Source organism: Mycobacterium pseudoshottsii JCM 15466 (genome assembly GCF_003584745.1).
Taxonomy (GTDB): Bacteria; Actinomycetota; Actinomycetes; order Mycobacteriales; family Mycobacteriaceae; genus Mycobacterium; species Mycobacterium marinum.
The window spans coordinates 985741-1011162 of sequence record NZ_AP018410.1 but is presented as its reverse complement, the minus strand read 5'-3'; the positions used below and the strand labels follow the sequence as shown (position 1 = coordinate 1011162).

General features: G+C 62.4%; 19 protein-coding genes and 4 pseudogenes. 12 read left to right on the top strand and 11 right to left on the bottom strand.

Going from position 1 to position 25422, the window contains the following annotated elements; all coding sequences use genetic code 11:
* Positions 1 to 131: 131 nt before the first annotated feature.
* Together MPSD_RS04575 and pcaA are read left to right on the top strand one after the other, a co-directional pair.
* The gene (locus tag MPSD_RS04575; protein WP_086085599.1) at positions 132 to 836 is read left to right on the top strand and encodes a TetR/AcrR family transcriptional regulator; all 705 of its coding nucleotides are present in this window, start codon (positions 132 to 134) and stop codon (positions 834 to 836) included.
* 156 nt (positions 837 to 992) lie between these two features.
* Positions 993 to 1856, top strand: coding sequence for a cyclopropane mycolic acid synthase PcaA (pcaA, locus tag MPSD_RS04570; protein WP_011742094.1), 864 nt, complete (start codon positions 993 to 995; stop codon positions 1854 to 1856).
* A 231-nt stretch (positions 1857 to 2087) separates the two neighbouring features.
* Here the strand turns inward: pcaA and MPSD_RS04565 are convergent, their stop codons facing one another.
* From MPSD_RS04565 to MPSD_RS04550, 4 genes are all read right to left on the bottom strand, one after another.
* Positions 2088 to 2948, bottom strand: a complete 861-nt coding sequence (locus MPSD_RS04565; protein ID WP_086085600.1) for a cyclopropane mycolic acid synthase family methyltransferase — start codon at positions 2946 to 2948, stop codon at positions 2088 to 2090.
* Between the two features lie 135 nt (positions 2949 to 3083).
* Complete coding sequence (locus tag MPSD_RS04560; RefSeq protein ID WP_012392737.1) at positions 3084 to 3950, bottom strand: 3-hydroxybutyryl-CoA dehydrogenase; 867 nt, start codon at positions 3948 to 3950, stop codon at positions 3084 to 3086.
* A 163-nt stretch (positions 3951 to 4113) separates the two neighbouring features.
* Entirely contained in the window at positions 4114 to 5400 is a 1287-nt protein-coding gene (gene aceA / locus MPSD_RS04555) for an isocitrate lyase (RefSeq protein ID WP_012392736.1), read from the bottom strand.
* A 307-nt stretch (positions 5401 to 5707) separates the two neighbouring features.
* Positions 5708 to 6502 carry an acyl-[acyl-carrier-protein] thioesterase gene (locus MPSD_RS04550; protein ID WP_015354445.1) on the bottom strand — a complete coding sequence of 265 codons (795 nt, stop codon included), beginning with the start codon at positions 6500 to 6502 and terminating at the stop codon, positions 5708 to 5710.
* A gap of 174 nt (positions 6503 to 6676) precedes the next feature.
* Between MPSD_RS04550 and ramB the strand changes: the two genes are divergently transcribed.
* The 3 genes and pseudogenes from ramB (at position 6677) to MPSD_RS04535 (ending at position 10132) form a co-directional block, all read left to right on the top strand.
* Positions 6677 to 8101 (top strand): acetate metabolism transcriptional regulator RamB, encoded by a 1425-nt coding sequence (ramB, locus tag MPSD_RS04545; RefSeq protein WP_012392734.1) that lies wholly within the window; start codon positions 6677 to 6679, stop codon positions 8099 to 8101.
* Positions 8098 to 8664 carry a carboxymuconolactone decarboxylase family protein gene (locus tag MPSD_RS04540; protein ID WP_086085601.1) on the top strand — a complete coding sequence of 189 codons (567 nt, stop codon included), beginning with the start codon at positions 8098 to 8100 and terminating at the stop codon, positions 8662 to 8664. The genes ramB and MPSD_RS04540 overlap by 4 nt, the downstream gene beginning before the upstream one ends.
* A gap of 230 nt (positions 8665 to 8894) precedes the next feature.
* Positions 8895 to 10132 (top strand): annotated as a pseudogene (locus MPSD_RS04535) (PPE family protein).
* A 272-nt stretch (positions 10133 to 10404) separates the two neighbouring features.
* Here the strand turns inward: MPSD_RS04535 and MPSD_RS04525 are convergent.
* Both MPSD_RS04525 and lpdA read right to left on the bottom strand, forming a co-directional pair.
* Complete coding sequence (locus MPSD_RS04525) at positions 10405 to 10680, bottom strand: hypothetical protein (RefSeq protein WP_011740227.1); 276 nt, start codon at positions 10678 to 10680, stop codon at positions 10405 to 10407.
* 2 nt (positions 10681 to 10682) lie between these two features.
* Positions 10683 to 12077 (bottom strand): dihydrolipoyl dehydrogenase, encoded by a 1395-nt coding sequence (lpdA, locus tag MPSD_RS04520; RefSeq protein ID WP_086085604.1) that lies wholly within the window; start codon positions 12075 to 12077, stop codon positions 10683 to 10685.
* Positions 12078 to 12565: 488 nt separating this feature from the next.
* On the opposite strand from lpdA, the gene MPSD_RS04515 reads away from it, so the two are divergent.
* Positions 12566 to 13708: an aminotransferase class I/II-fold pyridoxal phosphate-dependent enzyme gene (locus MPSD_RS04515; RefSeq protein ID WP_232022751.1), complete on the top strand. Its 1143-nt coding sequence runs from the start codon at positions 12566 to 12568 to the stop codon at positions 13706 to 13708.
* Positions 13709 to 13765: 57 nt separating this feature from the next.
* Here the strand turns inward: MPSD_RS04515 and MPSD_RS04510 are convergent, their stop codons facing one another.
* The 4 genes from MPSD_RS04510 to exaC are packed head-to-tail and all read right to left on the bottom strand — an operon-like array spanning position 13766 to position 16689.
* Positions 13766 to 14374, bottom strand: coding sequence for a hypothetical protein (locus tag MPSD_RS04510; RefSeq protein ID WP_012392728.1), 609 nt, complete (start codon positions 14372 to 14374; stop codon positions 13766 to 13768).
* Positions 14367 to 14645: a putative holin gene (locus tag MPSD_RS04505; RefSeq protein ID WP_012392727.1), complete on the bottom strand. Its 279-nt coding sequence runs from the start codon at positions 14643 to 14645 to the stop codon at positions 14367 to 14369. Before MPSD_RS04505 ends, MPSD_RS04510 begins: the two co-directional genes overlap by 8 nt.
* 20 nt (positions 14646 to 14665) lie before the next feature.
* Entirely contained in the window at positions 14666 to 15166 is a 501-nt protein-coding gene (locus MPSD_RS04500; RefSeq protein WP_012392726.1) for a DUF779 domain-containing protein, read from the bottom strand.
* Positions 15166 to 16689 carry an acetaldehyde dehydrogenase ExaC gene (gene exaC / locus MPSD_RS04495; protein ID WP_020788738.1) on the bottom strand — a complete coding sequence of 508 codons (1524 nt, stop codon included), beginning with the start codon at positions 16687 to 16689 and terminating at the stop codon, positions 15166 to 15168. Before exaC ends, MPSD_RS04500 begins: the two co-directional genes overlap by 1 nt.
* Positions 16690 to 16754: 65 nt before the next feature.
* Here exaC and MPSD_RS04490 point away from each other — a divergent pair, with 65 nt between their 5' ends.
* The 6 genes and pseudogenes from MPSD_RS04490 to MPSD_RS04460 all read left to right on the top strand — a co-directional run bounded on the left by MPSD_RS04490 (position 16755) and on the right by MPSD_RS04460 (position 22372).
* Complete coding sequence (locus MPSD_RS04490) at positions 16755 to 18851, top strand: prolyl oligopeptidase family serine peptidase (RefSeq protein WP_020788739.1); 2097 nt, start codon at positions 16755 to 16757, stop codon at positions 18849 to 18851.
* Positions 18852 to 18942: 91 nt separating this feature from the next.
* Positions 18943 to 19158: pseudogene (locus MPSD_RS04485) on the top strand (enoyl-CoA hydratase-related protein); the annotation flags it as partial.
* A 131-nt stretch (positions 19159 to 19289) separates the two neighbouring features.
* A complete protein-coding gene (locus tag MPSD_RS04475; RefSeq protein ID WP_420811870.1) occupies positions 19290 to 20492 on the top strand; it encodes an ISAs1-like element IS2404/ISMul1 family transposase in 1203 nt (400 codons plus the stop codon).
* 21 nt (positions 20493 to 20513) lie between these two features.
* Positions 20514 to 21233, top strand: a pseudogene (locus MPSD_RS04470) (crotonase/enoyl-CoA hydratase family protein); the annotation flags it as partial.
* Between the two features lie 66 nt (positions 21234 to 21299).
* On the top strand, positions 21300 to 21743 hold the full coding sequence (locus MPSD_RS04465; RefSeq protein ID WP_036426940.1) for a DUF5078 domain-containing protein: 444 nt from the start codon (positions 21300 to 21302) through the stop codon (positions 21741 to 21743).
* Positions 21744 to 22024: 281 nt separating this feature from the next.
* Positions 22025 to 22372 (top strand): hypothetical protein, encoded by a 348-nt coding sequence (locus MPSD_RS04460; RefSeq protein WP_011739572.1) that lies wholly within the window; start codon positions 22025 to 22027, stop codon positions 22370 to 22372.
* 31 nt (positions 22373 to 22403) lie between these two features.
* On the opposite strand, the pseudogene MPSD_RS04455 reads toward MPSD_RS04460, so the two are convergent.
* Positions 22404 to 25309 (bottom strand): annotated as a pseudogene (locus tag MPSD_RS04455) (MMPL/RND family transporter).
* Positions 25310 to 25422: the final 113 nt, after the last annotated feature.

The following is a 25422-nucleotide window of genomic DNA, read 5'->3' as shown; positions in this document are numbered from 1 at the left end:
ATCCGCTATAACTGCCACGGGTTAGTGTGACTGCACTGTTGTGGGGCCTCGCGCACGCACCGCCGATGCGCCATATGTAACTGCACAAGCCGTAGTATCAAGGGCGTCTAGTAAGTGGAAACCAGCAGAAAGTGGTAGAGCGTATCCCGGCTATGACGGGGAAAACAGATGGTCGCAAGCGGCGCTGGCACCAACACAAGGTGGAGCGGCGCAACGAGCTTGTCGACGGCACGATCGTCGCGATCCGCCGACACGGCCGCTTCCTGAGCATGGATGAGATCGCGGCCGAGATCGGGGTCTCCAAGACGGTCCTCTACCGCTACTTCGTCGACAAGAACGATCTGACGACCGCGGTGATAATGCGCTTTGCGCAAACCACCTTGATCCCCAACATGGCGGCAGCGCTGTCCTCCAACCTGGACGGCTTCGACCTGGCTCGCGAGATCATCCGGGTCTATGTCGAAACCGTCGCCGCCGAACCGGAACCGTATCGGTTCGTGATGGCCAACAGCTCGGCCAGCAAGAGCAAAGTCATCGCCGACTCGGAGCGCATCATCGCCCGCATGCTCGCGGTGATGCTGCGCCGGCGCATGGCCGAGGCCGGGATGGACACCGGCGGCGTGGAACCGTGGGCATACCTGATCGTCGGCGGTGTGCAGCTGGCTACCCACTCCTGGATGTCGGACCCGCGGACGACCAGCGACGAACTCATCGACTACCTGACAATGCTGAGCTGGAGCGCACTGTGCGGCATCGTGGAGGCCGGCGGCTCTCTGGAGAAGTTCCGTGACCAGCCGCACCCGTCGCCGATCGTGCCCCCACGGGTGGACGACTAGGCAACTGCCTAGCCTCCTACCAGGCATCCGCGATATCCGCCGGATACCGGCGTGGGTTCTGTACCGCTGTAAAGCAGCTACCATTCATGGGGGCAACCGGGGGGCACGCCAGCGTGCGCTGAGCTAAGCCCTGTGGAACAGAAAGGCTCCATCACTATGTCCGTCCAGCTCACGCCGCATTTTGGCAATGTGCAAGCCCATTACGATTTGTCTGACGATTTCTTCCGGCTATTTCTCGACCCGAGCCAGACCTATAGCTGCGCATATTTCGAGCGTGACGACATGACCCTCGAGCAGGCGCAGATCGCCAAGATCGATCTGGCGCTGGGCAAACTGAACCTCGAGCCCGGGATGACTTTGCTGGACATCGGCTGCGGCTGGGGCGCCACGATGCGGCGTGCCATTGAGAAGTACGACGTCAATGTTGTCGGCCTGACGTTGTCGGAGAACCAGGCCGCCCACGTTCAGCAGATGTTCGACCAGATCGACACCTCCCGCAGCCGTCGGGTGCTGCTGGAAGGGTGGGAGAAGTTCGACGAGCCCGTCGACCGCATCGTCTCGATCGGCGCCTTCGAACACTTCGGCCGCCTGCGCTACGCGCACTTTTTCAAGATGGCCTACCAAGCGCTGCCGGCCGACGGAATCATGTTGCTGCACACCATCGCCCGCCCCACCTTCAAGGAGGCCCGGGCGAAGGGGCTGACGCTGACCCACGAAATCGTGCACTTCTCACAATTCATCCTCGCCGAGATCTTCCCCGGCGGCTGGCTGCCAACAATCCCGACGGTCGAAGAACACGCGACCGCGGCGGGCTTCAAGGTGACTCGGGTGCAGTCGCTGCAACTGCACTACGCACGGACGCTGGAAATCTGGGCCGCCGCGCTGGAAGCCAAGAAGGAAGAGGCCATCGCCATCCAGTCGCAGAAGGTCTACGACCGCTACATGAAGTACCTCACGGGTTGCGCGAAGCTGTTCCGCCAGGGCTACACCGACATCGATCAGTTCACTTTGGAGAAGTAGCCACACCGGCTAGCCGCCCGGTCGCGTTCCGCGGGACGCGATCGGCGGCTTGGCGTTGGCGTTGTCGGGAACGGGCCGTGCGCCGGCCGCATGAGCGCTTGCGAGTGTCTTGGTGTATCGCGCCGCGGCCCCGCCGCCCCAGCTTGACCCGTCTGACACCCCCCAATTGACGCAGAAACGCCCGACGGAATCATCCGCCGGGCGTACCGCGTACTTCCAGGTCTGGGTGACCTACTTGACCAAGGTGAACTGCCCCACGTTGCTGATGCCCTTGCGGAAGAAGTTCTCGCATCCCGTCAGGTAGTGCATGTACTTGTCGTAGATCTCCTGGGACTGCATGGCGATGGCCTCTTCCTTCCTGGCCTCCAGATTCACCGCCCAGATGTTGAGCGTCCGCGCGTAATGCTGCTGCAGCAATTGCGCTCTTTCAACGGAAAATCCGGCCGCCTGCGCAAAATTGAAAATATCTTCCTGCGCCGGCAACTGTCCGCCGGGAAATATCTCTTGGCCGATGAATCGCATGAATCGGACGTCACTCATCGTCACCTTGACGCCCATCTCATGAAGCTGTTTCTGCGTATAGGTGAGAATCGTGTGCAGCAGCATCCGGCCGTCGTCGGGGAGAATGTCGTACGAGCGCTCGAAGAAGGCCGCGTAGCGCTCCATCTTGAACGCTTCGAAAGCGCCGATGGTGACGATGCGGTCGACCTTGTCCTCAAATTCTTCCCATCCCTGCAGCCGCACCTCAACGGTGCGCTCGGTGGGAATCTTGGCCATCTTGGCCTTGCTGTACTCGAATTGATTGCGACTCAGCGTGATACCGATGACGTTGACGTCATACTTCTCTACCGCCCGCTGCAGCGCGCCGCCCCAGCCGCAGCCGATGTCGAGCAAAGTCATCCCGGGCTCGAGGTTCAGCTTGCCCAGCGCCAAGTCAAACTTCGCGTTGGACGCCTCCTCCAGCGTCATGTCGTCCCGCTCGAAGTACGCACAGGTGTACGCCATCGTCGGGTCTAGAAATAGCGCGAAGAACTCATCCGAAACGTCGTAGATTGATTGCGATTCTTCGTAAAACGGCCTCAGCTCGGTCATTCCGGAAAACTACCTCTCATCTGTCGATCCGGGGCAAATACTACCCGATGTTCAAAACGCCTGTCACACGACTGCAACGACGCCACCTCGGGGCTGTGACCTTCACGTGAGCCGCATGTGAGGCAGCTGGAAATTTCAGTAGGTATAAAAACCTTGGCCCGACTTCTTACCCAACTGACCCGCCTCTACCATGCGTAACAACAGTGGCGGCGGACCATAATGCGGTTCCTTGAATTCCTCAAACATCTTGTCGGCAATCAACTTCAGGGTATCCAAGCCGACAAGATCGGAAAGCCGCAGCGGGCCCATTGGATGAGACAGCCCGGCAACAACCGCTTTGTCGACGTCTTCGACGGTAGCGAATCCGGCCTCCACCATGCGGATCGCCGACAGCAGATACGGCACCAGGAGTGCGTTCACCACAAAGCCGGAGCGATCCGAACAGCGCACCACCTGTTTCCCGAGCACCGCGCTAGCAAACTCCTCGGTGCGAGCCACGGCGGCTTCGTCGGTGACCAGCGTGCTGACCAACTCGACCAGCGGAAGCACCGGTACCGGATTAAAGAAGTGCAGCCCCAGCACTCGCCGCGGATTCTTGGTGGCCGCGGCAACCTTCATGATCGGGATGCTCGACGTGTTCGACGCCAGCACCGCGTCAGGATCGGTGACCACGCGGTCGAGGTCGGCAAAGACCTTCGTCTTGACGGCCTCGTCCTCGATGATGGCCTCGATCACCAGCTGCCGGTCGGCCAGGTCATTCAGGTCGGTGGTGAACGTCAGCCGGCTCAGGGCGCGGTCACGCTCACGCTCGGTGACCTTGCCTGAGCTGACGCCACGCTCCAGCGACTTGACGATGCGGTTGCGGCCCGCGGTGATCAACGCCTCGGTGGTCTCGAACACCGTGACTTCGACGCCGGCACGCACCGAGACCTCCGCAATGCCGGATCCCATCTGTCCGGCACCGACAACCCCTACTCGCTGGATTGCTGCATCGCTGCCCATCTATTTTCTCTCCCGCGAATCGATTTTGTGACGCATTGCAATAGGCCCCGCCCAGGTTGGCTGGGCGGGGCCTACGCTGTCAACTTCCCTGGCGAGCAGACACAAACTCACATCAACTGCGCTGCAGAAGTGCGAGTCTGCGTCTGCTCGGCAATCAGTCAGCTCAGTGGAACTGGCCCTCTTCGGTCGAACCGGCAAGCGCGGTGGTCGACGAGGTCGGGTCCACCGTGGTGGCGATGCGGTCGAAGTAACCGGCACCCACCTCACGCTGGTGCTTGGTTGCGGTGTAGCCGCGCTCCTCGGCGGCGAACTCCCGCTCCTGCAGCTCGACGTAGGCCGACATCTGGTTGCGGGCGTAGCCGTAGGCCAGATCGAACATCGAGTAGTTCAGGGCGTGGAAGCCGGCCAGGGTGATGAACTGGAACTTGAAGCCCATCGCACCCAGCTCCTTCTGGAACTTGGCGATGGTCTCGTCGTCGAGGTGCTTCTTCCAGTTGAAGGACGGCGAGCAGTTGTAGGCGAGCATCTGGTCGGGGAACTCCGCCTTGACGCCCTCGGCGAACTGCTTGGCCAGCTTCAGGTCCGGGGTGCCGGTCTCCATCCAGATCAGGTCGGAGAAGGGCGCGTAGGCCTTGGCGCGGGCGATGCAGGGCTCCAGACCGTTCTTGATCCGGTAGAAGCCTTCCTTGGTGCGCTCGCCGGTGATGAACGGGCGGTCCCGCTCGTCAACGTCGGAGGTGATCAGGGTGGCCGCTTCGGCGTCAGTCCGGGCGATGACCACGGTCGGGACATCGGCAACGTCGGCTGCCAAACGGGCCGAGGTCAGGGTCCGGATGTGCTGCTGGGTGGGGATCAGCACCTTGCCGCCCAGGTGGCCACACTTCTTCTCCGAGGCCAGCTGGTCCTCCCAGTGCGAACCGGCGACACCGGCGGCGATCATGGCCTTCTGCAGCTCGTAGACGTTGAGCGCACCACCGAAGCCGGCCTCACCGTCGGCGACGATCGGCACCAGCCAGTTGTCGACCGAGCGGTCGTTCTCGACCTTGGCGATCTCGTCAGCGCGCAGCAGCGCGTTGTTGATACGACGGACGACCTGCGGCACCGAGTTGGCGGGGTACAGGCTCTGGTCCGGGTAGGTGTGGCCGGAAAGGTTGGCGTCACCGGCGACCTGCCAACCCGACAGGTAGATGGCCTTCAGGCCGGCACGCACCTGCTGGACGGCCATGTTACCGGTCAGCGCGCCCAGCGCGTTGACGAAGTCCATGTCGTGCAGCTGCTCCCAGAGCACCTCGGAGCCGCGACGGGCCAGGGTGTGCTCCTCGACGACGTGGCCCTGCAGGGCGACGACGTCTTGCGGGGTGTAGGTGCGGGTGATGCCCTTCCACCGGGGGTTGTGGTCCCAGTCGTGCTGGATCTGCTCAGCGCTCTTCGGGGTGCCAACGACAGACATTGGACGGCTCCTTTTACGGTCACTACATTGCTGAATTTCTGAGACCACCACCGCCGGGCGGCGGCCTAGAGAGCTTCTAGAAGACATCTAGAAAGTTCTCCGTGGGCTCAACTTCACTCGTGTGCTAACACGACCATGACATAGCCCATTCCCCCTGGTCCACCCATTTCACTTGCAAATTTCGGCTACGACTTCCGGCCATTTTGCAAAGCTTGCGAAGTCGGGTGATTACTGAACCGTTACAGAAGCTACCCGCCAGTAACTAAAATTCGCAGATCAAAGGGGATTTACCCGTACGCTTGTCCGGTTAAAGCGAGAAGAGTCCGGCGACGGCTTTCGTCTCGTCGCCAACCGCATATGTGAGAGTTGTAACAGTGCGGTCGGTCAGGCCCGGGCCGAACTTATCGGTGGAGCCGGCCGGGTGAACGTGCGAAATGATCTCGAGCTTGTCGCCCAGCGCGACCGGCGCCTCATGCTCGATGGTGACTCGCAGCGGCGCCTGCAGCAACTCGCTGTGGCAGGCCAGGTAGTCCTCGATCACGCTCCAGTACACGGAGTTGTTCATGTGATCGAACAGGTCGATGTCGGTGACCCGGACCGGGAACTCGTGTATCTCGGTTGCATCGTCGCGGCTACCGGGCTTGAGGTAGCCCTTCCAGCGAAGCCGCTCCACGGCGGTGGTCTTGTGCAGACTCGCCAGGAAGTCGTCGGCAATGCGCGCCGGCATCTCGGTTTCCTTATTAACGTGGATCCAGAACGCCTCCGACTCGATCAGCCCGCCTTTGCGGCCATCGATGCGAACACGCATCTCACACCACCGGTTGGAGGTTCCCGAACACCAACGCCGACACCGCAGCATGTCCTGGAATTCGATGGGGCGGATCAGGTCGACCATGGTGCGCCGAACGATCCAGAGTGGATGGGTTTCCTCGAAACCCATCTCCCGCAGCTGGTCTTGACCGATGTCCTGGATGTGCCGGCATGCCGCGTCCAACCGCAACCTTCCGGTGCGGTTGATATCGCCGACGCGCAGCGGCCACTCACGATCGAACACCGAAGGGTGACCGTCCGGCACCGGCATCATTTCTTTGTCCAGGCTCACGGCTTAACTCCCCGTTTCCTCCTAGCGTGAACCCCAGCTAATCCCTGGGAGTCTCGTTGCGAATCATGCCAACGACGCACCGGAAACACCAATCGACTACCTGTCCCCGTCGGCGTGCCAACTCTGCTAACCAGGCCTTCACATGACCCGACCTGTCTCACTAGGCTCGCTTGCGTGTCCAAGACGTTCGTCGGCTCGCGGGTCCGCCAGCTCCGTAACGAGCGGGGCTTCAGCCAGGCCGCGCTCGCCCAGCTACTGGAAATCTCGCCGAGCTACCTCAACCAGATCGAGCACGACGTTCGCCCACTGACGGTCGCGGTGCTGCTGCGCATTACTGAGGTATTCGGAGTCGACGCCACCTTCTTCTCCTCGCAAGACGACACTCGGCTGGTCGCCGAGCTACGCGAGGTGACGATGGACCGGGATCTGGACATCAGCGTCGACCCGACCGAAGTCGCCGAAATGGTCAGCGCGCATCCCAGCCTGGCCCGCGCGATGGTCAACCTGCACCGCCGCTACCGAATCACCACCGCACAGCTGGCCGCCGCTACCGAGGAGCGCTACTCCGACGGCAGCGGTACCGGGTCGATCACCATGCCCCACGAAGAGGTGCGCGACTACTTCTACCAACGCCAGAACTATCTGCACGAGCTCGACGCCGCGGCCGAGGATCTGACAATCCAGATGCGGTTGCACCATGGCGATCTGCGCAGCGAGCTGACGCGCCGCCTCACCGAGGTGCACGGCGTGCGAATCACCAGACGGATCGATCTGGGCGACACGGTGCTGCATCGCTTCGACCCCGCGACCAAGACGCTGGAAATCAGCAATCACCTCGCCTCGGGCCAGCAGGTGTTCAAGATGGCCGCCGAGCTCGCCTATCTCGAGTTCGGCGATCTGATCGACGCCATGGTGACCGACGGCAAGTTCACCAGTGATGAGTCACGCACGCTGGCGCGCCTCGGACTGGCCAACTACTTCGCCGCGGCCGCGGTACTGCCCTACCGCCAGTTTCATGACGTCGCCGAGAATTTCCGCTACGACGTCGAGCGGCTGTCGGCGTTCTACTCGGTGAGCTATGAAACCATCGCGCACCGGCTCTCGACGCTGCAGCGACCGTCGATGCGCGGCGTCCCGTTTTCGTTCATCCGGGTCGACCGTGCCGGCAACATGTCAAAACGGCAGTCCGCCACGGGTTTTCACTTCTCTTCCAGCGGCGGAACCTGCCCGCTGTGGAACGTCTATGAGACCTTCGCCAACCCGGGCAAAATCCTGGTGCAGATCGCGCAGATGCCCGATGGCCGTAACTACATGTGGGTGGCCCGGACCGTCGAGCGTCGCGCAGCCCGGTATGGTCAGCCGGGTAAAACGTTCGCGATCGGGTTGGGTTGCGAACTTCGCCACGCGCACCGGCTCGTCTACTCGGAAGGACTCGATTTGTCCGGCGATCCGAATATCGCGGCCACGCCGATCGGCGCCGGTTGCAGAGTCTGCGAACGCGACAACTGTCCCCAACGGGCATTCCCCGCCCTCGGGCGCGCACTCGATCTCGACGAGCATCGCAGCACCGTGTCCCCCTACCTGGTGAAGCAGCCATGACGGGGGACCAGGTCGCGCGCATCCCGTCGGGCGGCATCCGCCAGCTCGGGCCCGTCAACTGGGCGCTGGCCAAGCTGGCCACCCGTTCGGTCCGGGCGCCGGAAATGCACTTGTTCACCGCGCTGGGCTACCGGCAGTACCTGTTCTGGACTTGGGCGATCTACTCGGGGCGTCTGCTGCACGGACGGCTACCGAGGATCGATACCGAGTTGGTGATCCTGCGGGTAGCGCACCTGCGGTCCTGCGAGTACGAGCTGCAGCATCACCGCCGGATGGCGCGCGCCGCCGGGCTGGACGCCCAGGCGCAGGCCACGATCTTCGCGTGGCCTGACGCTCCGCAGGGAGACGGCCCCCGAAGGGTCCTCAGCTCCCGACAACAGGCGCTGCTCACTGCCACCGACGAACTGATCAAGAACCGATCGGTCACACCCGCCACCTGGGAGCAGCTCGAGATTCACCTCAACCGCCGCCGGTTGATCGAGTTCTGCCTGCTGGCAACCCAATACGATGCGTTGGCGGCGACAATCACCGCGCTTGGCGTACCGCTGGACAACCCCCGCTAGGCCGTCGCGCACAGCAGCAGCAGGCGCCACAAGATGGGACCCGCGTGCCCACGGGACTCGGTTACCGGTCTCATCTACGCCCTGGTAAATTTCAGCACCCCACGACAATTCTGACGCTGCGGCGCGAGGGAGACCCGTTCTCGCACTACGCCGTTGCCTGGTAGGCGTCGCTTGATCTTGCGTTGGTCGTGGAGATGTTCAGTGGCGGATCAAATTTCGGGAGGAATACTGTGACAGCATCCGTCTGGATGGCTTCGCCGCCGGAGGTACATTCGGCGTTGCTCAGCGCGGGACCGGGCCCCGGGCCCCTGCACGAGGCCGCGACGGCATGGACGGCACTTTGCGCCGAACACACCTCGGCGGCAGAAGAACTCACCACCTTGCTGGGCGGGGTACAGGCCGCAGCATGGCAGGGGACCAGCGCGCAGAGCTATGTCGACGCGCACGCGCCGTACTTGGCGTGGCTGACCACCACCAGCGCCGACTACGCGGCGACGGCGGCCGAGCACGAGGTGGCGGCCGGGGCCTACACCAGTGCGCTGGCTGCGATGCCGACACTGGCGGAGCTGACCGCCAACCACACCACCCACACGGCGCTGGTCGCGACCAATTTCTTTGGGCTCAACACCATCCCCATCACGCTCAACGAAGCCGACTACGCGCGGATGTGGGTCCAAGCGGCCACCACCATGAGTGCCTATCAAGTCGTCTCGGGCACGACGCTGGCCTCGATGCCCCACACCACACCAGCCCCGCCCATACTCAACACCCAGATCGGCACAGCCACCAACGTCGCGCCCCCCTACTGGCACAACCGTTGGATATTATCGAAATCATTCTTGCGATATTGATCAACCTCATTGCGATAACATTCTTCTTGGTTTTCGCAATCAACGCGTGCACAATAATTTTTGCAATTTTACTCATCCCGATTCTTATTGCCCTCGCGTTTTCTGTGGTCGTCTTCGCGTTTTACATCGCTATCGCGATAATTATCGTGACGCCTCCGCTTTTGGCGGCCCTGTTGCCAGTTGCGCTCGTCAGCTCGCTGATCGGAATACCGATTGCGCTTGCGACGACGTTGCCGATCGCCTTGCCGGTCGGCATCGGCCAGTACCTTGCTGACCAGACATGTTTGGAGACGAAGTCCGTCGACCAACGCCAAGAAACCGCAGGTACCGAGCTTGCGGCAGCGGAAGATAATTGGCAGCTAGGTGGCATGCCCGACGCCGGGCTGGCGTCAATTACAATGCCTGCCCCGACCATCGGCAAGGTTCCGGAAGTGGCTTCCGGGCAAAATGCAATGGGATTTGCCGGTACCGCTGTCAATCGACCCGTTCAATCGCCCGCGGGGCTGACGATTCTGGGCAATGGCGAGTCCGGCCATGGTTCACGAGTGCCGATGTTGCCGGCCGCCTGGGAACACGGCTTGACCGAAGCGACCAGCGGTAGGGCATTACCCACATAAATAATCTGGATTCCGACGCCCCGGACCGGTAGTTCAACCCCATCGCGGCGAGGATAGCTACCGGTCCAGTGGGTGCGGATCGGCTCGCGGGACTCCGGGCTGGTCTACCTGGACGGTGATCAGCGGCCTCTGGGGCGGCACGAAGGCCGCAGCGGCGCCGCGGTGGCATGGCTCAATCCGCGCACACCGCAACCCACCGCGAAATCCTGTCCACGTGGATCGCCAAATCGGCTCGGCAACCCACTTCTGACCAGCACCAACAGCTGAAAGCCTCAGAAGTAGATGTCGGCCAGCACGGCCAGGGTCAGCACCACCGGCAGCACGGGCAGGCCGAACACGAATGCCGACCAGCCGTACCTGTTACGCCAGCGCATCAGCAAACCCACCAGCGCCGCACCAACCGCGAGCAGACCCGACAGCAGCAATATGACCAGGCTCCACTGACCTACCGTCGTGAGATCATCACCGATCGATATGGCCACCAGCCACAGGAGGTAGCCGGCGGTCACACCGCCGGCCCCGCCCAACACCGCTTCGGTGCGAATCATGCTCAGAAGTTGATCATGTGCCCGGCCAAGCCGTGGAAACACTCCTGTAGCGCCTCGGACATCGTCGGGTGAGTGTGCACGTTGCGCGCCAACTCTGTTGCCGTGAGGTCCCACTTCTGCGCCAAGGTCAGCTCCGGCAACAGCTCCGACACGTCGTGTCCGACCAGGTGCCCACCCAACAGCTCGCCGTGCTTGCCGTCGGCCACCAGTTTGACGAAGCCACTGGGGTCGCCCAGGCCATGGGCTTTTCCGTTGGCCGTGAATGGGAACTTGGCAACCTTGACGTCGTAGCCCTCATCACGCGCCTGCTGTTCGGTGAGCCCGAAGCTGGCTACCTGCGGCTGGCAGAACGTGGCGCGCGGCAGCATGCGGTAGTCGCCCAGGGACAGGGTCTCAGCGCCGGCGATGGTCTCGGCCGCCACGACCCCCATGGCCTCAGCCACGTGCGCCAGCATCAGCTGCCCGGTGACATCACCGATCGCATAGATGTGCCCGACGCTGGTCTGCATGTACTCGCCGATACCGATGGCCTTGCGGTCGGTCAACGCGACACCGGCCTTGTCCAGCCCGTAGCCCTCGACATTCGGGGCGAACCCAATGGCCTGCAATACCTTGTCGGCCTTGAGTTCCTCGGACTTACCGTCCTTGCTCACGACCACCGTGACCGCAGAGCCATCGTCGGAGATGGACTCGACCTTGGTTCCGGTCCGGATCTTGACGCCCAGCTTCTTGAATTGTCTCTCGATCTCCTTGGACACCTCGGCGTCCTCGTTGGGCAGTGCGCGCGGCAGGAACTCCACGATGGTGACGTCAACGCCGTAGTTCTTCAGCACGTAGCCGAACTCCATGCCAATGGCACCGGCTCCGGCGATGATGATCGACTTGGGCAATTCGCGGGTCAGGATCTGTTCTTCGTAGGTCACCACGTTGGTCGACAGCGAGGTGCCGGGCACCAGCCGGATACTACTGCCGGTGGCGATGATGGCGTTGTCGAACGTCACCTTCTCGGTACCGCCGTCATTGAGATCCACCGAGAGCGTGTTGGCGTCGGTGAATTTCCCGTAGCCGTGGATCTCGGTGATCTTGTTCTTCTTCATCAGGAAGTGCACACCGGCCACGCGGCCCTCGGCCACTTTCCGGCTGCGGTCGAACGCCACACCATAATCGAAGGTGGCCTCGCCGCTGATGCCAAAAGCCTTGGCGTCCTTGGTGAAGATGTGCGCAAGTTCGGCGTTGCGCAGCAGCGCCTTGGACGGGATGCAGCCAACGTTGAGGCAGACTCCGCCCCAGTACTTCGGTTCGACGATTGCGGTGTTCAGGCCAAGTTGTGCGGCACGGATGGCCGCCACGTATCCGCCTGGACCGGCTCCGAGGACGACGACGTCATAGTGGGTCACGGCACCCACCATAACGGCCGGGTACGGCGTTGGACCGACCTACCGGGTCAACACCGCGGCCCGGTCGGCACGCCCGTACCGCAGCGGCATCGGGTGAGGCGGGTGCGGGCCGGTGACACCGGCCCCATCACCCAATCAGCTGCCCGGCATTGCGCGCGTCCGGAGTGAAGTTAGATCCCGCGAAGCGAATGATTTCTAATAATCGAAACTAATTCTAATTTGCACATTCACAAGGTCGGATCGTGCGGAAACGTATATCGATGTGGACAATTCCACTTAAGCTCAACCACGCCATTACCCGCACCGAAAATTTTAGTCTCGCTAACATACACGCGTCGGGCCGCCTGCTGGTTTCCAGGATTCGGCAACCGCCGCCGATGAACTGCGCCTCGATCCAGAAATATTCCGCAGCCTCCACCCCAGGCCGAGCGACCCAAGGAATCAGAATGCCAGTGTCAACATGGAAATTGCGAAGCTACTACGAGCCCATGGAGCTGCTGGAGCGCATCGAGGACATTACCGACGAATACCCGTATTTTCAAAGCCTGTCACACGGCAACATCGCAAAATATGAGGGAAGCAACGGACCGGTCCTCAACTTTGCCTGCTATGACTATTTAGGACTGAGTGCGGATCCCCGCGTTAAAGAGGGCGCTACCGCGGCGGCGCAAAGATACGGCTGCTCCGCGGGCGCTTCCCGACTTGTCGCCGGCGAGTTCGACATTCACAGCGCCCTGGAAAATGCCCTGGCCGAATTGCTGGGACAGGAGAAAGCGCTCGCCTTCGTCAGCGGATACAACACGAACGTCTCCACCCTCGGCTTCCTGCTCTCCGAGGAAGACGTGATCATCTGCGACCACTGGGTCCACAACAGCATCGCCGTCGGCGTGAAGCTGGCACGGGCCAGGTCGCTGCACTTCCCGCACAACGATGTCGGCGCCCTCGCATCCCTACTCGAGCAGCACAAGGACCATCCCGGACGAGTGGCGGTGTGCATCGAGGGCCTTTACAGCATGGACGGCGACCTGCCACCGCTCGCCGACATCGCGGAGCTGAAGGAGAAGTACGGGTTTCTGCTGTTCGTTGACGAGGCACACGCCATCGGCACGGTCGGAAAGACCGGCCGCGGCATCACCGAACACTTCGGGCTGCCACCCCAAGTAGTCGATATTCAGATGGGCACGCTGAGCAAGACTTTCGGCAGCTGCGGAGGATACATCGCCGGGTCGGCCGACTTAATTATGTATCTAAAATACAATTGCCCTGGATTCGTGTTTAGCACCGGGCTACCCGGCCCGCTCGCCGCGGCCGCACTGCGCGCGGTAGAGCTACTCAGAGATCGACCGGAATTAGTTTCGGAGCTACAGATGAAAAGCGAATCTTTTCGGCGCGCATTAGGACAGGACACGCCCAACCAGACCACCCCCATTGTTCCCGTGATCGCCGATTTCAACCGCGTCTATGCATTTTATGACGAACTCATGCGCAATGGCATACGAGTATTTCCGATCACGTATCCCGCGGTATCCAAGGATGCGACCCGCCTTCGGTTCTTCATCAATGTGAACCATTCGGTGTCCGATTTGGTTGCGACCGCCGGGCTGGTCCGGGAAACGATAAACAGACCATGACCGATAAGCCCCCGATATTCCGGAAGGCGCAGGCGCGGCGCTTCAGCAGCCCGTGGCCTAATAGGGAATGACGCCGGCCAGGCAGCGGCTCGCATGCTCGCAGAAGTAGGAGCCATACAGCGGCGCCGCGGCCGCGACCGAGGCAAACGGTGCCGACATCAACGCGAGCGACAACGCCGTGATCAGCGGCCTGCCCTGAACCATTGACAGCAGCAAGCTGGCCACCGCGCACAGCACCAGGTAGACCAGCACCACGAAGACTGGCAGCGTCTTGTCGATGGTGTGAAACCACCAGTAGAACAGGCTGAGCCCGACCTGGGCCGCGCCGAACCACACGCCCAGCACGACCAGCACGAACTTCCACCACTTCAGGTAGACGTACCGACTCGGCACGGTAACCGATGGCGCCGGGGTAGCGGTGCCCTCGGCCGGCGAATCCCCATCCAGAGAATCCCCATCCAGAGTTGTCAGCGGCGCCGACACCTCGGACAGGTCCACCAGCTCGACCGATGACTTCTTCGACTCCGTCACCACCGCGGCCAAACCGGCAAACGGCTTGGAGTCCGTATCGAAATCCGGCACGAACGGCACCGAGCGTTCACCGGTATCGAACTCCGGCACGAACGGCTCGGTTCCCGGGTTCGAATCGAGATCGTCTTTAGCCATGAGAGGCCACCTGAATCGCAACGAGCACACCCAACCAACCCGGAGCCAACGCGAGGATGAACGCGCCCAACACCGTCACCCAGCGGCGCCCCGAGAACAAGATCACCAACATGCCAATCACACTGGGAATCCCAACCACCAGCGCAATAACCAGGTCCGGCCGGACCCGGGTGTGAACCAGAATGCTGGATCCCACCCCGGCCAATTGCCCGACCGCGCCACCGACCAGCATGGCGCTTGTCAGCAGCCACGCACGTGGAAGGGGTATCACGCCTTACGACCTTACTGCGGCTAGGGCCGACTGGCCGGGCACGCACCCGGCGCGTTGTCGGCCACCACCTCACCTGGCACCGCCGGACGCTCACCACGCTCATAGGCGGCACCGGTTATCACCGGCGTCTCTTCCAGCAGCGCCTGCTCCTCGCCGGTGAAGACTCGGCCGCGGCTGAGGAACCGCATACCCTCCGGCGCTTCCAGGCTGAACCCGCCGCCACGGCCCGGCACCACATCGATGACCAGTTGGGTGTGCTTCCACGCCTGATATTGCGGACCGGAGATCCACACCGCGACGCCTTCTGCCCCGGTCTGCTTGCCGATATCAAGCGTCCCGAGCAATACGTCGCGATCACCGACGAGGAAGTCGCCGCGCGGGTAACACATCGGCGAGGACCCGTCGCAGCAGCCGCCCGACTGATGGAACATCACCGGACCGTGCCGGTCCTGCAATCGGGCGAGCAATTCAGCGGCGCCCGCGGTGATCACCACCCCCGACGGTGCCGACGGCTCCGGCATCAGAACAACCCCAAAGCCTTATCCGAGTAGGACACCAACAGGTTCTTGGTCTGCTGATAGTGGCCCAGCATCATCTGATGGCCTTCCCGGCCAATGCCGGACTGCTTGTAGCCACCGAACGCCGAGTGCGCCGGGTAGACGTGATAGCAGTTGACCCACACCCGGCCCGCCTGGATGTCCCGGCCGGCCCGGTAGGCCGTGTTGCCGTCGCGGCTCCACACCCCCGCCCCCAACCCGTAGAGGGTGTCGTTGGCGATACCCATCGCGTCGTCGTAGTCGGTGAACGGCGTGACCGCCACCACCGGACCGAATATCTCCTCCTGGAAGATCCGCATCTTGTTGGTGCCGCTGAAGATCGTCGGCTGCATGTAAAAGCCGCCGGACAGGTCACCGCCGAGTTCGGCGCGCTCGCCGCCGGTAATGACCTTGGCGCCCTCTTCCTTGCCGATTTCGATGTAGGACAACACCTTTTCCAGCTGGTCGTTGGAGGCCTGTGACCCCAGCATCGTCTCGATGTTCAAGGGATCGCCCTGCCGAACCGCCTTGGTCCGGATCGCCGCCAGCTCCAGGAACTCGTCGTAGATGTCGGCCTGGATCAGGCTGCGCGACGGACAGGTACACACCTCGCCCTGGTTGAGGGCGAACATCGTGAAACCCTCCAGCGCCTTGTCCTGGAAGTCGTCGGGCTTGGCCATCACATCAGAAAAGAAGATGTTGGGGCTCTTGCCGCCGAGTTCCAGGGTTACCGGGATCAGGTTTTGTGAGGCGTACTGCATGATCAGGCGCCCGGTGGTGGTCTCTCCGGTGAACGCGACCTTGGCAATTCGGTTGCTGGACGCCAGCGGCTTGCCCGCTTCGGCGCCGAAACCATTGACGACGTTGACCACCCCGGGCGGCAATAGGTCGCCGATCAGCGACATCAGGTACAGCACCGACGCGGGCGTCTGCTCCGCGGGTTTGAGCACCACCGCGTTACCGGCCGCCAGCGCCGGCGCCAGCTTCCAAGCACCCATCAGGATCGGGAAGTTCCACGGAATGATCTGCCCCACCACCCCGAGCGGCTCGTGAAAGTGGTAGGCGACCGTGTCCTGATCGATCTGCGACAGCGAACCTTCCTGGGCCCGGATCGCCGCTGCGAAGTAGCGGAAGTGATCCGCCGCCAGCGGGATGTCAGCGGCTATTGCCTCTCGGACCGGTTTGCCGTTGTCCCAGACTTCGGCCACCGCCAGCGCGGCCCTGTTTTCATCGATCCGGTCGGCGATCTTGTTCAGGATCGCGGCTCGCTCGGCCGGGGCCATCTTGCCCCAGGCCGGGGCCGCCGCATGTGCGGCGTCGAGCGCCATCTCGACATCGGCCTCATCAGAGCGCGGTATCTCGCAAAATGGCTGGCCGGTCACCGGGGTCAGGTCTTCGAAGTAACGGCCCCGCGCCGGGGCAACCCACTCACCCCCGATGAAATTTCCGTACCGGGACTCAAACGACATCAGCGCCCCGGCCGAACCCGGACGTGCAAACATGGTCATCTGATCGGCTCCTCGTTAGTTCATGTAATACAGCTCACACTACCGCCGGGGCCACAATGGCTTCCATGGCTCCCAAGGCTCCTGAGGCTCCCCAAGCTCCCGACGCGGCAGACACCACAACCGATCCGTATCTGTGGCTCGAAGACGTCACCGGCGAAGAGGCACTGGATTGGGTTCGCGCACGCAACGAACCGACCAAGGCGCAGTTCTGCGGCGGTGAGTCCGAGGACGAATTCGAGCGGATGCGCACCGAGGCACTCGAGGTGCTCGACACCGACGCCCGGATCCCATACGCGCGTCGGCGCGGGGACTACCTCTACGACTTCTGGCGCGACGCGAACAACCCCCGCGGGCTGTGGCGGCGAACCACGCTGGAGAGCTACCGCACCGACGCACCGGAGTGGGACGTGCTCATCGACGTGGACGAACTAGGGCGCACGGACAACAAGAAATGGGTGTGGGCCGGCGCCGACGTGATCGAACCCGAGTTCACCCGCGCACTGATCAGCCTGTCCCCCGGTGGTTCGGATGCCGTCATCGTGCGCGAATTCGACATGGTGACGCGCGAATTCGTCGCCGACGGATTCGAGCTGCCCGAGGCCAAGTCGCAAGTCGGCTGGGACGATCCGGACACCATCCTGGTGGGTACCGACTTCGGTCCCGACTCGATGACCGAGTCCGGATACCCACGCATCGTGAAGCGGTGGCGGCGAGGCACACCACTGAGCGACGCGGAAATGATTTTCCAGGGCGCACACACCGATGTCAGCGCGGGCGGTTCCACCGATCGCACACCCGGTTTTGAACGCACTTTCGTATCGCGGTCCCTGGACTTCTGGAACAGACAGCGCTACGAATTGCGGGGGACAGAACTGATCCCCCTCGACGTGCCCACCGATGCCAGCAGCATGTCGGTTCACCGCGAGTGGCTGCTGATCGAGCTACGCACCGACTGGTCCCCCAAAGCCGGCGCGGACGACGCCGCTAAGACCTACCGCGCCGGCTCGCTGCTTGCCGCGAACTACGATGATTTCCTCAGCGGCACAAGCGATTTGCACGTCGTTTTCGAGCCCGACGAACACACCTGCCTGTACCACTACGCCTGGGTTCGGGACCGACTGTTGATGGTTTCACTCGCCGATGTGGCCAGCCAAGTCGAAATCGTCACGCCGGGAAGTTGGCGCCGCGAACCCATCGCCGGCATCCCCGCATCGACCAACACCGTGATCGTCGCCGCCGACGACACCGGCGACGAGTTCTTCCTGGACTCCAGCGGCTTCGATGCACCGTCGCGGCTGCTGCGCGGCACCGCCGGTTCCGCGACGACGCAGCTGGAGCAGATCAAGTCCGCACCCACCTTCTTCGACGCCCAAAACATCTCGGTATCACAGCATTTCGCGACATCCGAAGACGGAACGTCGATCCCGTACTTCCTGGTGCGCCCCACCGGCTCCGATGGACCCGGCCCGACTTTGCTCTACGGCTACGGGGGCTTCGAGACATCCAATACCCCGGGCTACAGCGGCGTGATGGGCCGGCTATGGCTGGCCCGCGGCGGCACCTACGTCCTGCCCAATATCCGCGGCGGCGGTGAATACGGGCCCGGCTGGCATACCCAGGCGATGCGGGAGGGCCGGCACAAGGTGGCCGAAGACTTCGTAGCCGTAGCCGACGACCTCGTGCGGCGCGGCATCACCACGGTCGACCAGCTCGGCGCGCAGGGCGGCAGCAACGGCGGACTGCTGATGGGCATCATGGTGACCAAGTACCCGGAGAAGTTTGGCGCGCTGGTCTGCAACGTGCCGCTACTGGACATGAAGCGCTACCACTTGCTGTTGGCGGGCGCCTCGTGGGTCGCCGAATACGGCGACCCCGACAACCCCGACGACTGGGCGTTCATCTCCGAATACTCCCCCTACCAAAACATCTCAGCGGACCGGACCTATCCCCCGATCCTGATCACCACATCCACCCGAGACGACCGGGTGCATCCCGGCCACGCCCGCAAAATGACCGCCGCGCTGCAGGTCAGCGGGCACCAGGTCTGGTACTACGAGAACATCGAGGGCGGGCACGGGGGTGCGGCCGACAACGAGCAACTCGCGTTCAAATCGGCGCTGAGCTACTCGTTCCTGTGGCGAATGCTGGGCAGCCGGAAATAGTTTCCCGCTTGGCCACTGCGCCGGCACGGCGCCAGTTGACACGGCATGTCGATGCTTGACACTGGCGCCCTGCAGCGGCTTCGCTTCGGCTATGCCAACTCCTGAGTTCCAGACGCTGCTGTACTCGACAGCGGGCCCGGTGGCGACCATCACGCTCAATCGCCCGGAGCACCTCAACACGATCGTTCCGCCCATGCCCGATGAGATCGAGGCAGCCGTGGGGCTGGCCGAACGGGACCAGGGCATCAAAGTCATCGTGTTACGCGGTGCCGGCCGCGCCTTCTCGGGGGGTTACCAGGGCTCCGGCGTTGTTGATTAGCAGGCTTGTGAGCTGGGTTGATGATCTTTGGTGCCGCGCTATTGGGGCCGGAGTGTAGGCACGGGCTATCTGGAGAACGATCGAGTTGGTTACTGTTCGTCGTTGGTCTGGAGTTGCCCGTGCCTACCGTTTCAGTATTGCGTGTGTCGTCGGTTCCAGAGGTGTTCGACTGCTGGAGTCCTGGTGAGCGCAGCGAGTTCATCGGATCGGAGTTTCTCGATGTGTTGGCCTCGGTGCCAGACCTGAGGGGCCCACGCGGTCGGAGGTATTCGCTGGTGGCTTTGTTGGCGATCGCGGTTCTGGCCACTGCCGCGGGGATGCGCGGCTATGCTGGTTTTGCCACATGGGCGGCCACCGCTCCCGATGATGTGTTGGCCCAATTAGGGGTCCGGTTCCGGCGGCCCAGTGAGAAGACCTTCCGCGCTGTTTTGTCTCGGCTAGACCCCGCCGACCTCAACGCCAGGATGGGCAGTTACTTCACTGCACACGTGGCCAGCAGCGACCCCAGTGGATTGGTGCCGATCGCGTTGGACGGCAAGATGCTGCGTGGTGCTTTACGCGCCAAAGCGACAGCCACGCATCTCGTGTCGGTGTTCGCCCACCGTGCCCGATTGGTGCTCGGTCAACTCGCTGTCGCCGAGAAAAGCAATGAAATTCCCTGCGTACGTGCCCTGCTCACGCTGCTGCCGGGTAGCTTGCGGTGGCTGGTCACCGTGGATGCGATGCATACCCAGGTCGTCACCGCGAAGTTGATCTGCGCCACCTTGAAGTCGCACTACCTGATGATCGTCAAGTCCAACCAAGCCAAAATATTTGCGCGTATCACCGCGCTGCCCTGGGCCGAGGTGCCCGCAGCCGCTACCGACGACTCCCGCGGCCACGGCCGTGTCGAGACCCGCACCCTGCAAATCATCACCGCTGCACGAGGAATCGGCTTCCCCTACGCAAAACAAATCATCCGGATCACTCGTGAACGCTTGATCACCGCCACCGACCAGCGCAGCGTGGAGGTGGTCTATGCCATCTGCAGCCTGCCGTTCGAGCACGCCCGCCCTACCGCGATCATGACCTGGATGCGTCAACACTGGGGAATCGAGAACAGCCTGCACTGGATACGCGACGTCACCTTCGACGAAGACCGTCAAAGGGCACATACCGGAAACGGCGCACAGGTCCTAGCAACGCTACGCAACACCGCGATCAATCTGCACCGCCTCAACGGCGCCGACAACATCGCCGAAGCCTGCCGGATCACCGCTTTGACCGCCAACCGCCGCCTAGACCTCCTCAATCCACAATCCCCCAGCTCACAAGCCTGCTAATCAACAACGCCGGAGCCCTGGGGGGGTTACGACTTTGGCGGGGGTTTCCAGCATTGGGGCGAAACCATGATGACCGACGGGCAATGGGATCCGGGCAAAGACTTCGCCATGGTCACCGCCCGCGAGACCGCCCCGACACAGAAGTTCATGGCCATCTGGCGGGCGTCGAAACCGGTGATCGCGCAGATCCACGGCTGGTGTGTCGGGGGAGCCAGCGACTACGCGTTGTGCGCCGACATCGTCATTGCCAGCGATGACGCCGTGATCGGAACCCCGTACAGCCGAATGTGGGGCGCGTACCTGTCCGGGATATGGCTCTACCGGTTGAGCTTTGCCAAGGCCAAATGGCATTCCTTGACCGGTCGGCCGCTGTCCGGCGTCCAGGCCGCGCAGATCGAGCTGATCAACGAGGCGGTGCCGTTCGAACGGCTCGAAGCCCGGGTCGCCGAGGTTGCCGCCGAGCTGGCGCAGATTCCGTTGTCCCAGCTACAGGCGCAGAAACTGATGGTCAATCAGGCCTACGAAAATATGGGGCTGGCATCCACCCAGACCCTGGGCGGCATTCTCGACGGCCTGATGCGCAATACGCCGGACGCGTTGGACTTCATCAAAACCGCCGAAAACCAGGGAGTGCGGGCCGCGGTCGAGCGTCGAGATGGACCGTTCGGTGATTACAGCCAGGCCCCACCGGAGCTGCGGCCCAACCCCAATCACGTGATAGTCCCTGATCGCGACCGATAGTGAGATGGACTACGAATGTGACCTTGGCCCCTACGCCCCAGCACTGGAAGTGCTAACGTTGCAACTATGTCTCGGCTGAGTTCTAGCCTGCGAGCAGGCGCCGTTTTCCTCACTATCGGGATCGCCGCGGCGGTGTTTCCGAAGACCGCCGCAGCCGACTCAACAGACGACTTCCCGATACCTCGCCGGATAATCGCGACCAGCTGCGACGCCGAGCAGGTGCTCGCGGCCACCAGGGACACCAGCCCGGTGTACTACCAGCGGTACATGATCGACTACAACAACCACCCGGAGTTTCAGCAGGCAACCCAAGACAAGGCCCACTGGTTCTTCTCGCTGAGCCCCGCGGATCGCCGGGACTATTCCGAGCACTTCTATGACTCCATCGATCCGCTGTGGTGGGGCTGGCGCAACCACATGAAGATCTTCTTCAACAACAAGGGCGTTGTCGCCAAGTCGACCGAGGTCTGCAACCAATACCCCGCGGGCGACATGTCCGTGTGGAACTGAGCATAACCAACACCCTCCCGGCCGGGTCGGTTCACCGGGGTTCTCGTCCGCTGTTTGGGGGATGGGTGATTCAGCCTTGCATTGGCCGTTCGGCGGACAGCTAGTGCGCTCACGCGGTGGCCATACTGGCATCCGTAGCCAAATTCGGACGGTATCTCTACCGAGCCGAGCCCCCCGGGATGCAGATCATTGCCGACATGGCCGCGCGGTACTCCGGCCAGCCGATTGTTCCCTGACCTTGTCAAGTAGCGAATGCAGTCCGGAAAGTCGGAGGTATTCGCATGAGTCAGGCAACCGGCAATGAGGTCCCCGGCGTTCTGGTCGCGCTCGACTGGCAGACGCTGACCTGCCAGTCCGACGCGGGTTGCACAAATCGCGCGACGCATGTCGTCCACACCCACGCATTGGACCACTGCAACCGGCCCAATCTTGATCCGTTCGGGAACGTCATAGACATCCTGTGCGGCGACTGCCTCGGGCGCGCCCGGGCCGCAGCGCTGGTGCGAGTGAACCGTCTGGGCCGCTCGTCGGGCGCATACTGTCTGACCTGCGGGGCCCCGCTGTCCGACCCCGGCGACATCATCCGCGACGTGCGCCGGTGCGGGTTCAACGACCAGCCCGGGGTCTAGCCCGGGCCGACGGCGGCTGTCACCGACCGCGTCAGTAGTGCGGCGAACTCACCGCCAACCGCTCGGTATTGGTGTCTTCAGGTCCGTCGGCGGAATCACCGTTGCGGGGAAGCAGCAACGCCCGCACCAACGGGCGCGGTCCGTACGGACGGAGCAACTGACTGGCGGGTCGAGTGCGGACTTGTTGCGGCCACCAGAACCAGCGGCCCATCAGCGCCGCGATGGATGGGGTCATGAACGAACGCACAATCAGCGTGTCGAACAACAGCCCCAGCCCGATGGTGGTAACCACCTGCCCGATTACCCGCAAATCGCTGAAAATGAACGAAGCCATGGTGGCGGCAAACACCAGACCGGCAGTGGTCACCACCCCACCGGTGCCGGCCATCGCGCGGATGATGCCGGTCTTCAATCCGGCACCGATTTCCTCCTTCAAGCGCGAAACCAGCAACAAGTTGTAGTCCGAACCCACCGCCAACAGCAGAATCACCGACATCGCCAACACCATCCAGTGCAGTTCAACGCCGAAGATGTCCTGCCATACCAGGACGGAAAGCCCGAACGAGGCACCCAGCGACAGCAATACGGTGCCCACAATGACCACCGCAGCGACCAGGCTTCGGGTAATGATCAGCATGATGATCAGGATCAGACGACCGCAGCAACTCCCGCGATCAGCAGGTCCCACCGCGACCCGTCCCGCATGTCCTTGTAGACCGAGGCGGTACCCGCCAGATAGATCTTGGCGCCCTCGAGTGGGGTGCCCTTGATGGCCTGTTTGGCCTCGTCCATGATCGGCTTGACGTGCGAGATGCCCTCGGTACTGGCGGGGTCACCTTCGTGCGAGATGATGAAGCGGACCGCGTGCCCGTCGGGTGACAGGAACATTTTCAGACCACGCTTGAAATCGGCATTGTCGAACACCTCCGGCGGAATGTAGAACGAATCGTCATTCCTGGCGGCGTCGAAAGCCTTCCCCATCGCGGTGGAATTCTTGGACATCTCGTCCATCTGGTCATACAGCGAGGACATCGAGCTGTGCATGGTCAGCATCATCGTCTTCATGGTTTTCATCGACGCGATCTGGAAGGGGATCTGAGCTCGCATCTGCGGCATCAAGATATCGAGCCGATCCATGTCACGGGAGAGCGCGGCCAGTTTCTCGGTGATCTTGTCAACGCCGTCAAGGGCATCGAATATGGACCGCAGCGACCAGCAGATGGGAACGTCGTAGCAGTGCTTCTCCCAGTAGAAGTAGCTGCGAATGGGACGCCAAAAAAAGTCATCGAAATCGGCGATGTGGTCCCGCAACTCGTCGGTGATCTCGACCATGTCATGGGTCAGACCATCCATATCGTGGGTGGTTTCGACCATCTTGCCCATGATGTCGTACATGCGGTCCAGGGTGTCGATGGAATCCTGCATGGCGGCGGCCTGGATCAGCATGTCTGCCATCCGCTGTTTCATGTACTGCATGTTTTCCACCTGGACGGTGTTTTGCATGCTGATCTGAAACGGAATCGACGAATGCTCGATGGGCTTCCCGAGGGGCCTGGTTACCGCCTGCACCCGGGCCACTCCGGGTAGATGGAACACCCCTTTGGCAATGCGGTCGATTACCAGCATGTCGGCCGGATTCCGCATGTCATGGTCGGTCTCGACCATCAACAATTCGGGGTTCATTCTGGCCTGCGAGAAATGTCGGTCGGCTGCCGTATAGCCGACGTTCGTCGGGGTCGAGGCCGGTAGATACTTCTTGCTGTCGTAGTTGGTCCGGTATCCGGGCAGGGCCAGCAACCCGATCAGGGCGATCGCGATGGAAACCGCCAGAATCGGCCCGGGCCAGCGGACGATTGCCGTTCCCACCCGCCGCCATCCCCGGGTTCGCATCTTGCGTTTCGGGTCGAAGAGTTTGAAGAAACTCCCGACTACCAAGACCGCTGGCCCCAGGGTGAGCGCGGCCAGCACCGCAACCAACATTCCGACCGCACAAGGAGCGCCCAGCGTCTGGAAGTAGGGAAGGCGGGTGAAGCTCAGGCAATACATTGCGCCCGCGATGGTGAGGCCCGAGCCCAGGACAACGTGCGCCGTCCCGTGAAACATCGTGTAGAAAGCCTTCTCTCGACTCTCCCCCTCGCCGCGCGCCTCTTGATATCGGCCCAGGACGAAGATCGTGTAGTCGGTTCCGGCGGCGATGGCCATCAGCACCAGGAGATTGACCGCGAAGGTCGACAGACCGATGACGTTGTTATCCGCTAGGAAGGCGACCACTCCGCGTGCCGCCATCAGCTCGATCCCGACCATCACGAGAACCGAGATCACGGTGATCAATGATCGGTAGACAGAAAGCAGCATCACAAAGATCACCCCAATGGTGATGAAGGTGACCCGCTGGATACTCGCATCGCCCGCCGTGGATTGATCGGCGATGAGCGCGGCCGGGCCGGTGACATACGCCTTGACCCCCGGCGGGGCCGGGGTGTCGTTGACCAGCTCGCGTACCGCGTCGACGGACTCATTGGCCTTGGCTTCCCCTTGATTGCCAACGAGGTATGCCTGGACGTAAGCCGCCTTGCCGTCCGGGCTCTGTGATCCCGCCGCCGTCAGCGGGTCACCCCAGAAGTCCTGGACGTGCTGCACATGGTCTTTGTCCGCCTTGAGTTTGCGGACCAGCTCGTCGTAGTAATGGTGTGCCTCATCACCCAGTGGGTGATCGCCCTCCAGCACAATCATGACCGCGCTGTCGGTGTCGAATTCGTTGAACACCTTTCCGACACGCTTCATCGCGATCATCGACTCTGCGTCACTTGGGCTCAGCGAAACTGTGTGTTGCTTGCCGACTTCCTCGAGCGATGGAACGAACATCACGAGGACGGCGACCAGTCCCACCCAGAACACAACGATGGGCACCGCCATCCGGCGGATCAGCCGGGCCATCGAGGGGAGGCTCCCGTTCCCGTTCCCGTTCCCGTTCCCGTTCCCGTTCCCGTTCCCGTTCTCGGCTCCGGCCCCGTTCGAGGCCCCGTTCGAGGCCGCACGTTCGCTTACCG

What these genes read in the sequence shown, in the direction of transcription:
- pcaA (WP_011742094.1), top strand. Translation starts at nt 993, where the DNA reads ATGTCCGTCCAGCTCACGCCGCATTTTGGCAATGTGCAAGCCCATTAC.
- MPSD_RS04565 (WP_086085600.1), bottom strand. Translation starts at nt 2,948, where the DNA reads ATGACCGAGCTGAGGCCGTTTTACGAAGAATCGCAATCAATCTACGAC.
- MPSD_RS04560 (WP_012392737.1), bottom strand. Translation starts at nt 3,950, where the DNA reads ATGGGCAGCGATGCAGCAATCCAGCGAGTAGGGGTTGTCGGTGCCGGA.
- aceA (WP_012392736.1), bottom strand. Translation starts at nt 5,400, where the DNA reads ATGTCTGTCGTTGGCACCCCGAAGAGCGCTGAGCAGATCCAGCACGAC.
- MPSD_RS04540 (WP_086085601.1), top strand. Translation starts at nt 8,098, where the DNA reads ATGACGGGGGACCAGGTCGCGCGCATCCCGTCGGGCGGCATCCGCCAG.
- MPSD_RS04525 (WP_011740227.1), bottom strand. Translation starts at nt 10,680, where the DNA reads ATGATTCGCACCGAAGCGGTGTTGGGCGGGGCCGGCGGTGTGACCGCC.
- MPSD_RS04515 (WP_232022751.1), top strand. Translation starts at nt 12,566, where the DNA reads ATGGAGCTGCTGGAGCGCATCGAGGACATTACCGACGAATACCCGTAT.
- MPSD_RS04510 (WP_012392728.1), bottom strand. Translation starts at nt 14,374, where the DNA reads ATGGCTAAAGACGATCTCGATTCGAACCCGGGAACCGAGCCGTTCGTG.
- MPSD_RS04500 (WP_012392726.1), bottom strand. Translation starts at nt 15,166, where the DNA reads ATGCCGGAGCCGTCGGCACCGTCGGGGGTGGTGATCACCGCGGGCGCC.
- exaC (WP_020788738.1), bottom strand. Translation starts at nt 16,689, where the DNA reads ATGACCATGTTTGCACGTCCGGGTTCGGCCGGGGCGCTGATGTCGTTT.
- MPSD_RS04490 (WP_020788739.1), top strand. Translation starts at nt 16,755, where the DNA reads ATGGCTCCCAAGGCTCCTGAGGCTCCCCAAGCTCCCGACGCGGCAGAC.
- MPSD_RS04465 (WP_036426940.1), top strand. Translation starts at nt 21,300, where the DNA reads ATGTCTCGGCTGAGTTCTAGCCTGCGAGCAGGCGCCGTTTTCCTCACT.
- MPSD_RS04460 (WP_011739572.1), top strand. Translation starts at nt 22,025, where the DNA reads ATGAGTCAGGCAACCGGCAATGAGGTCCCCGGCGTTCTGGTCGCGCTC.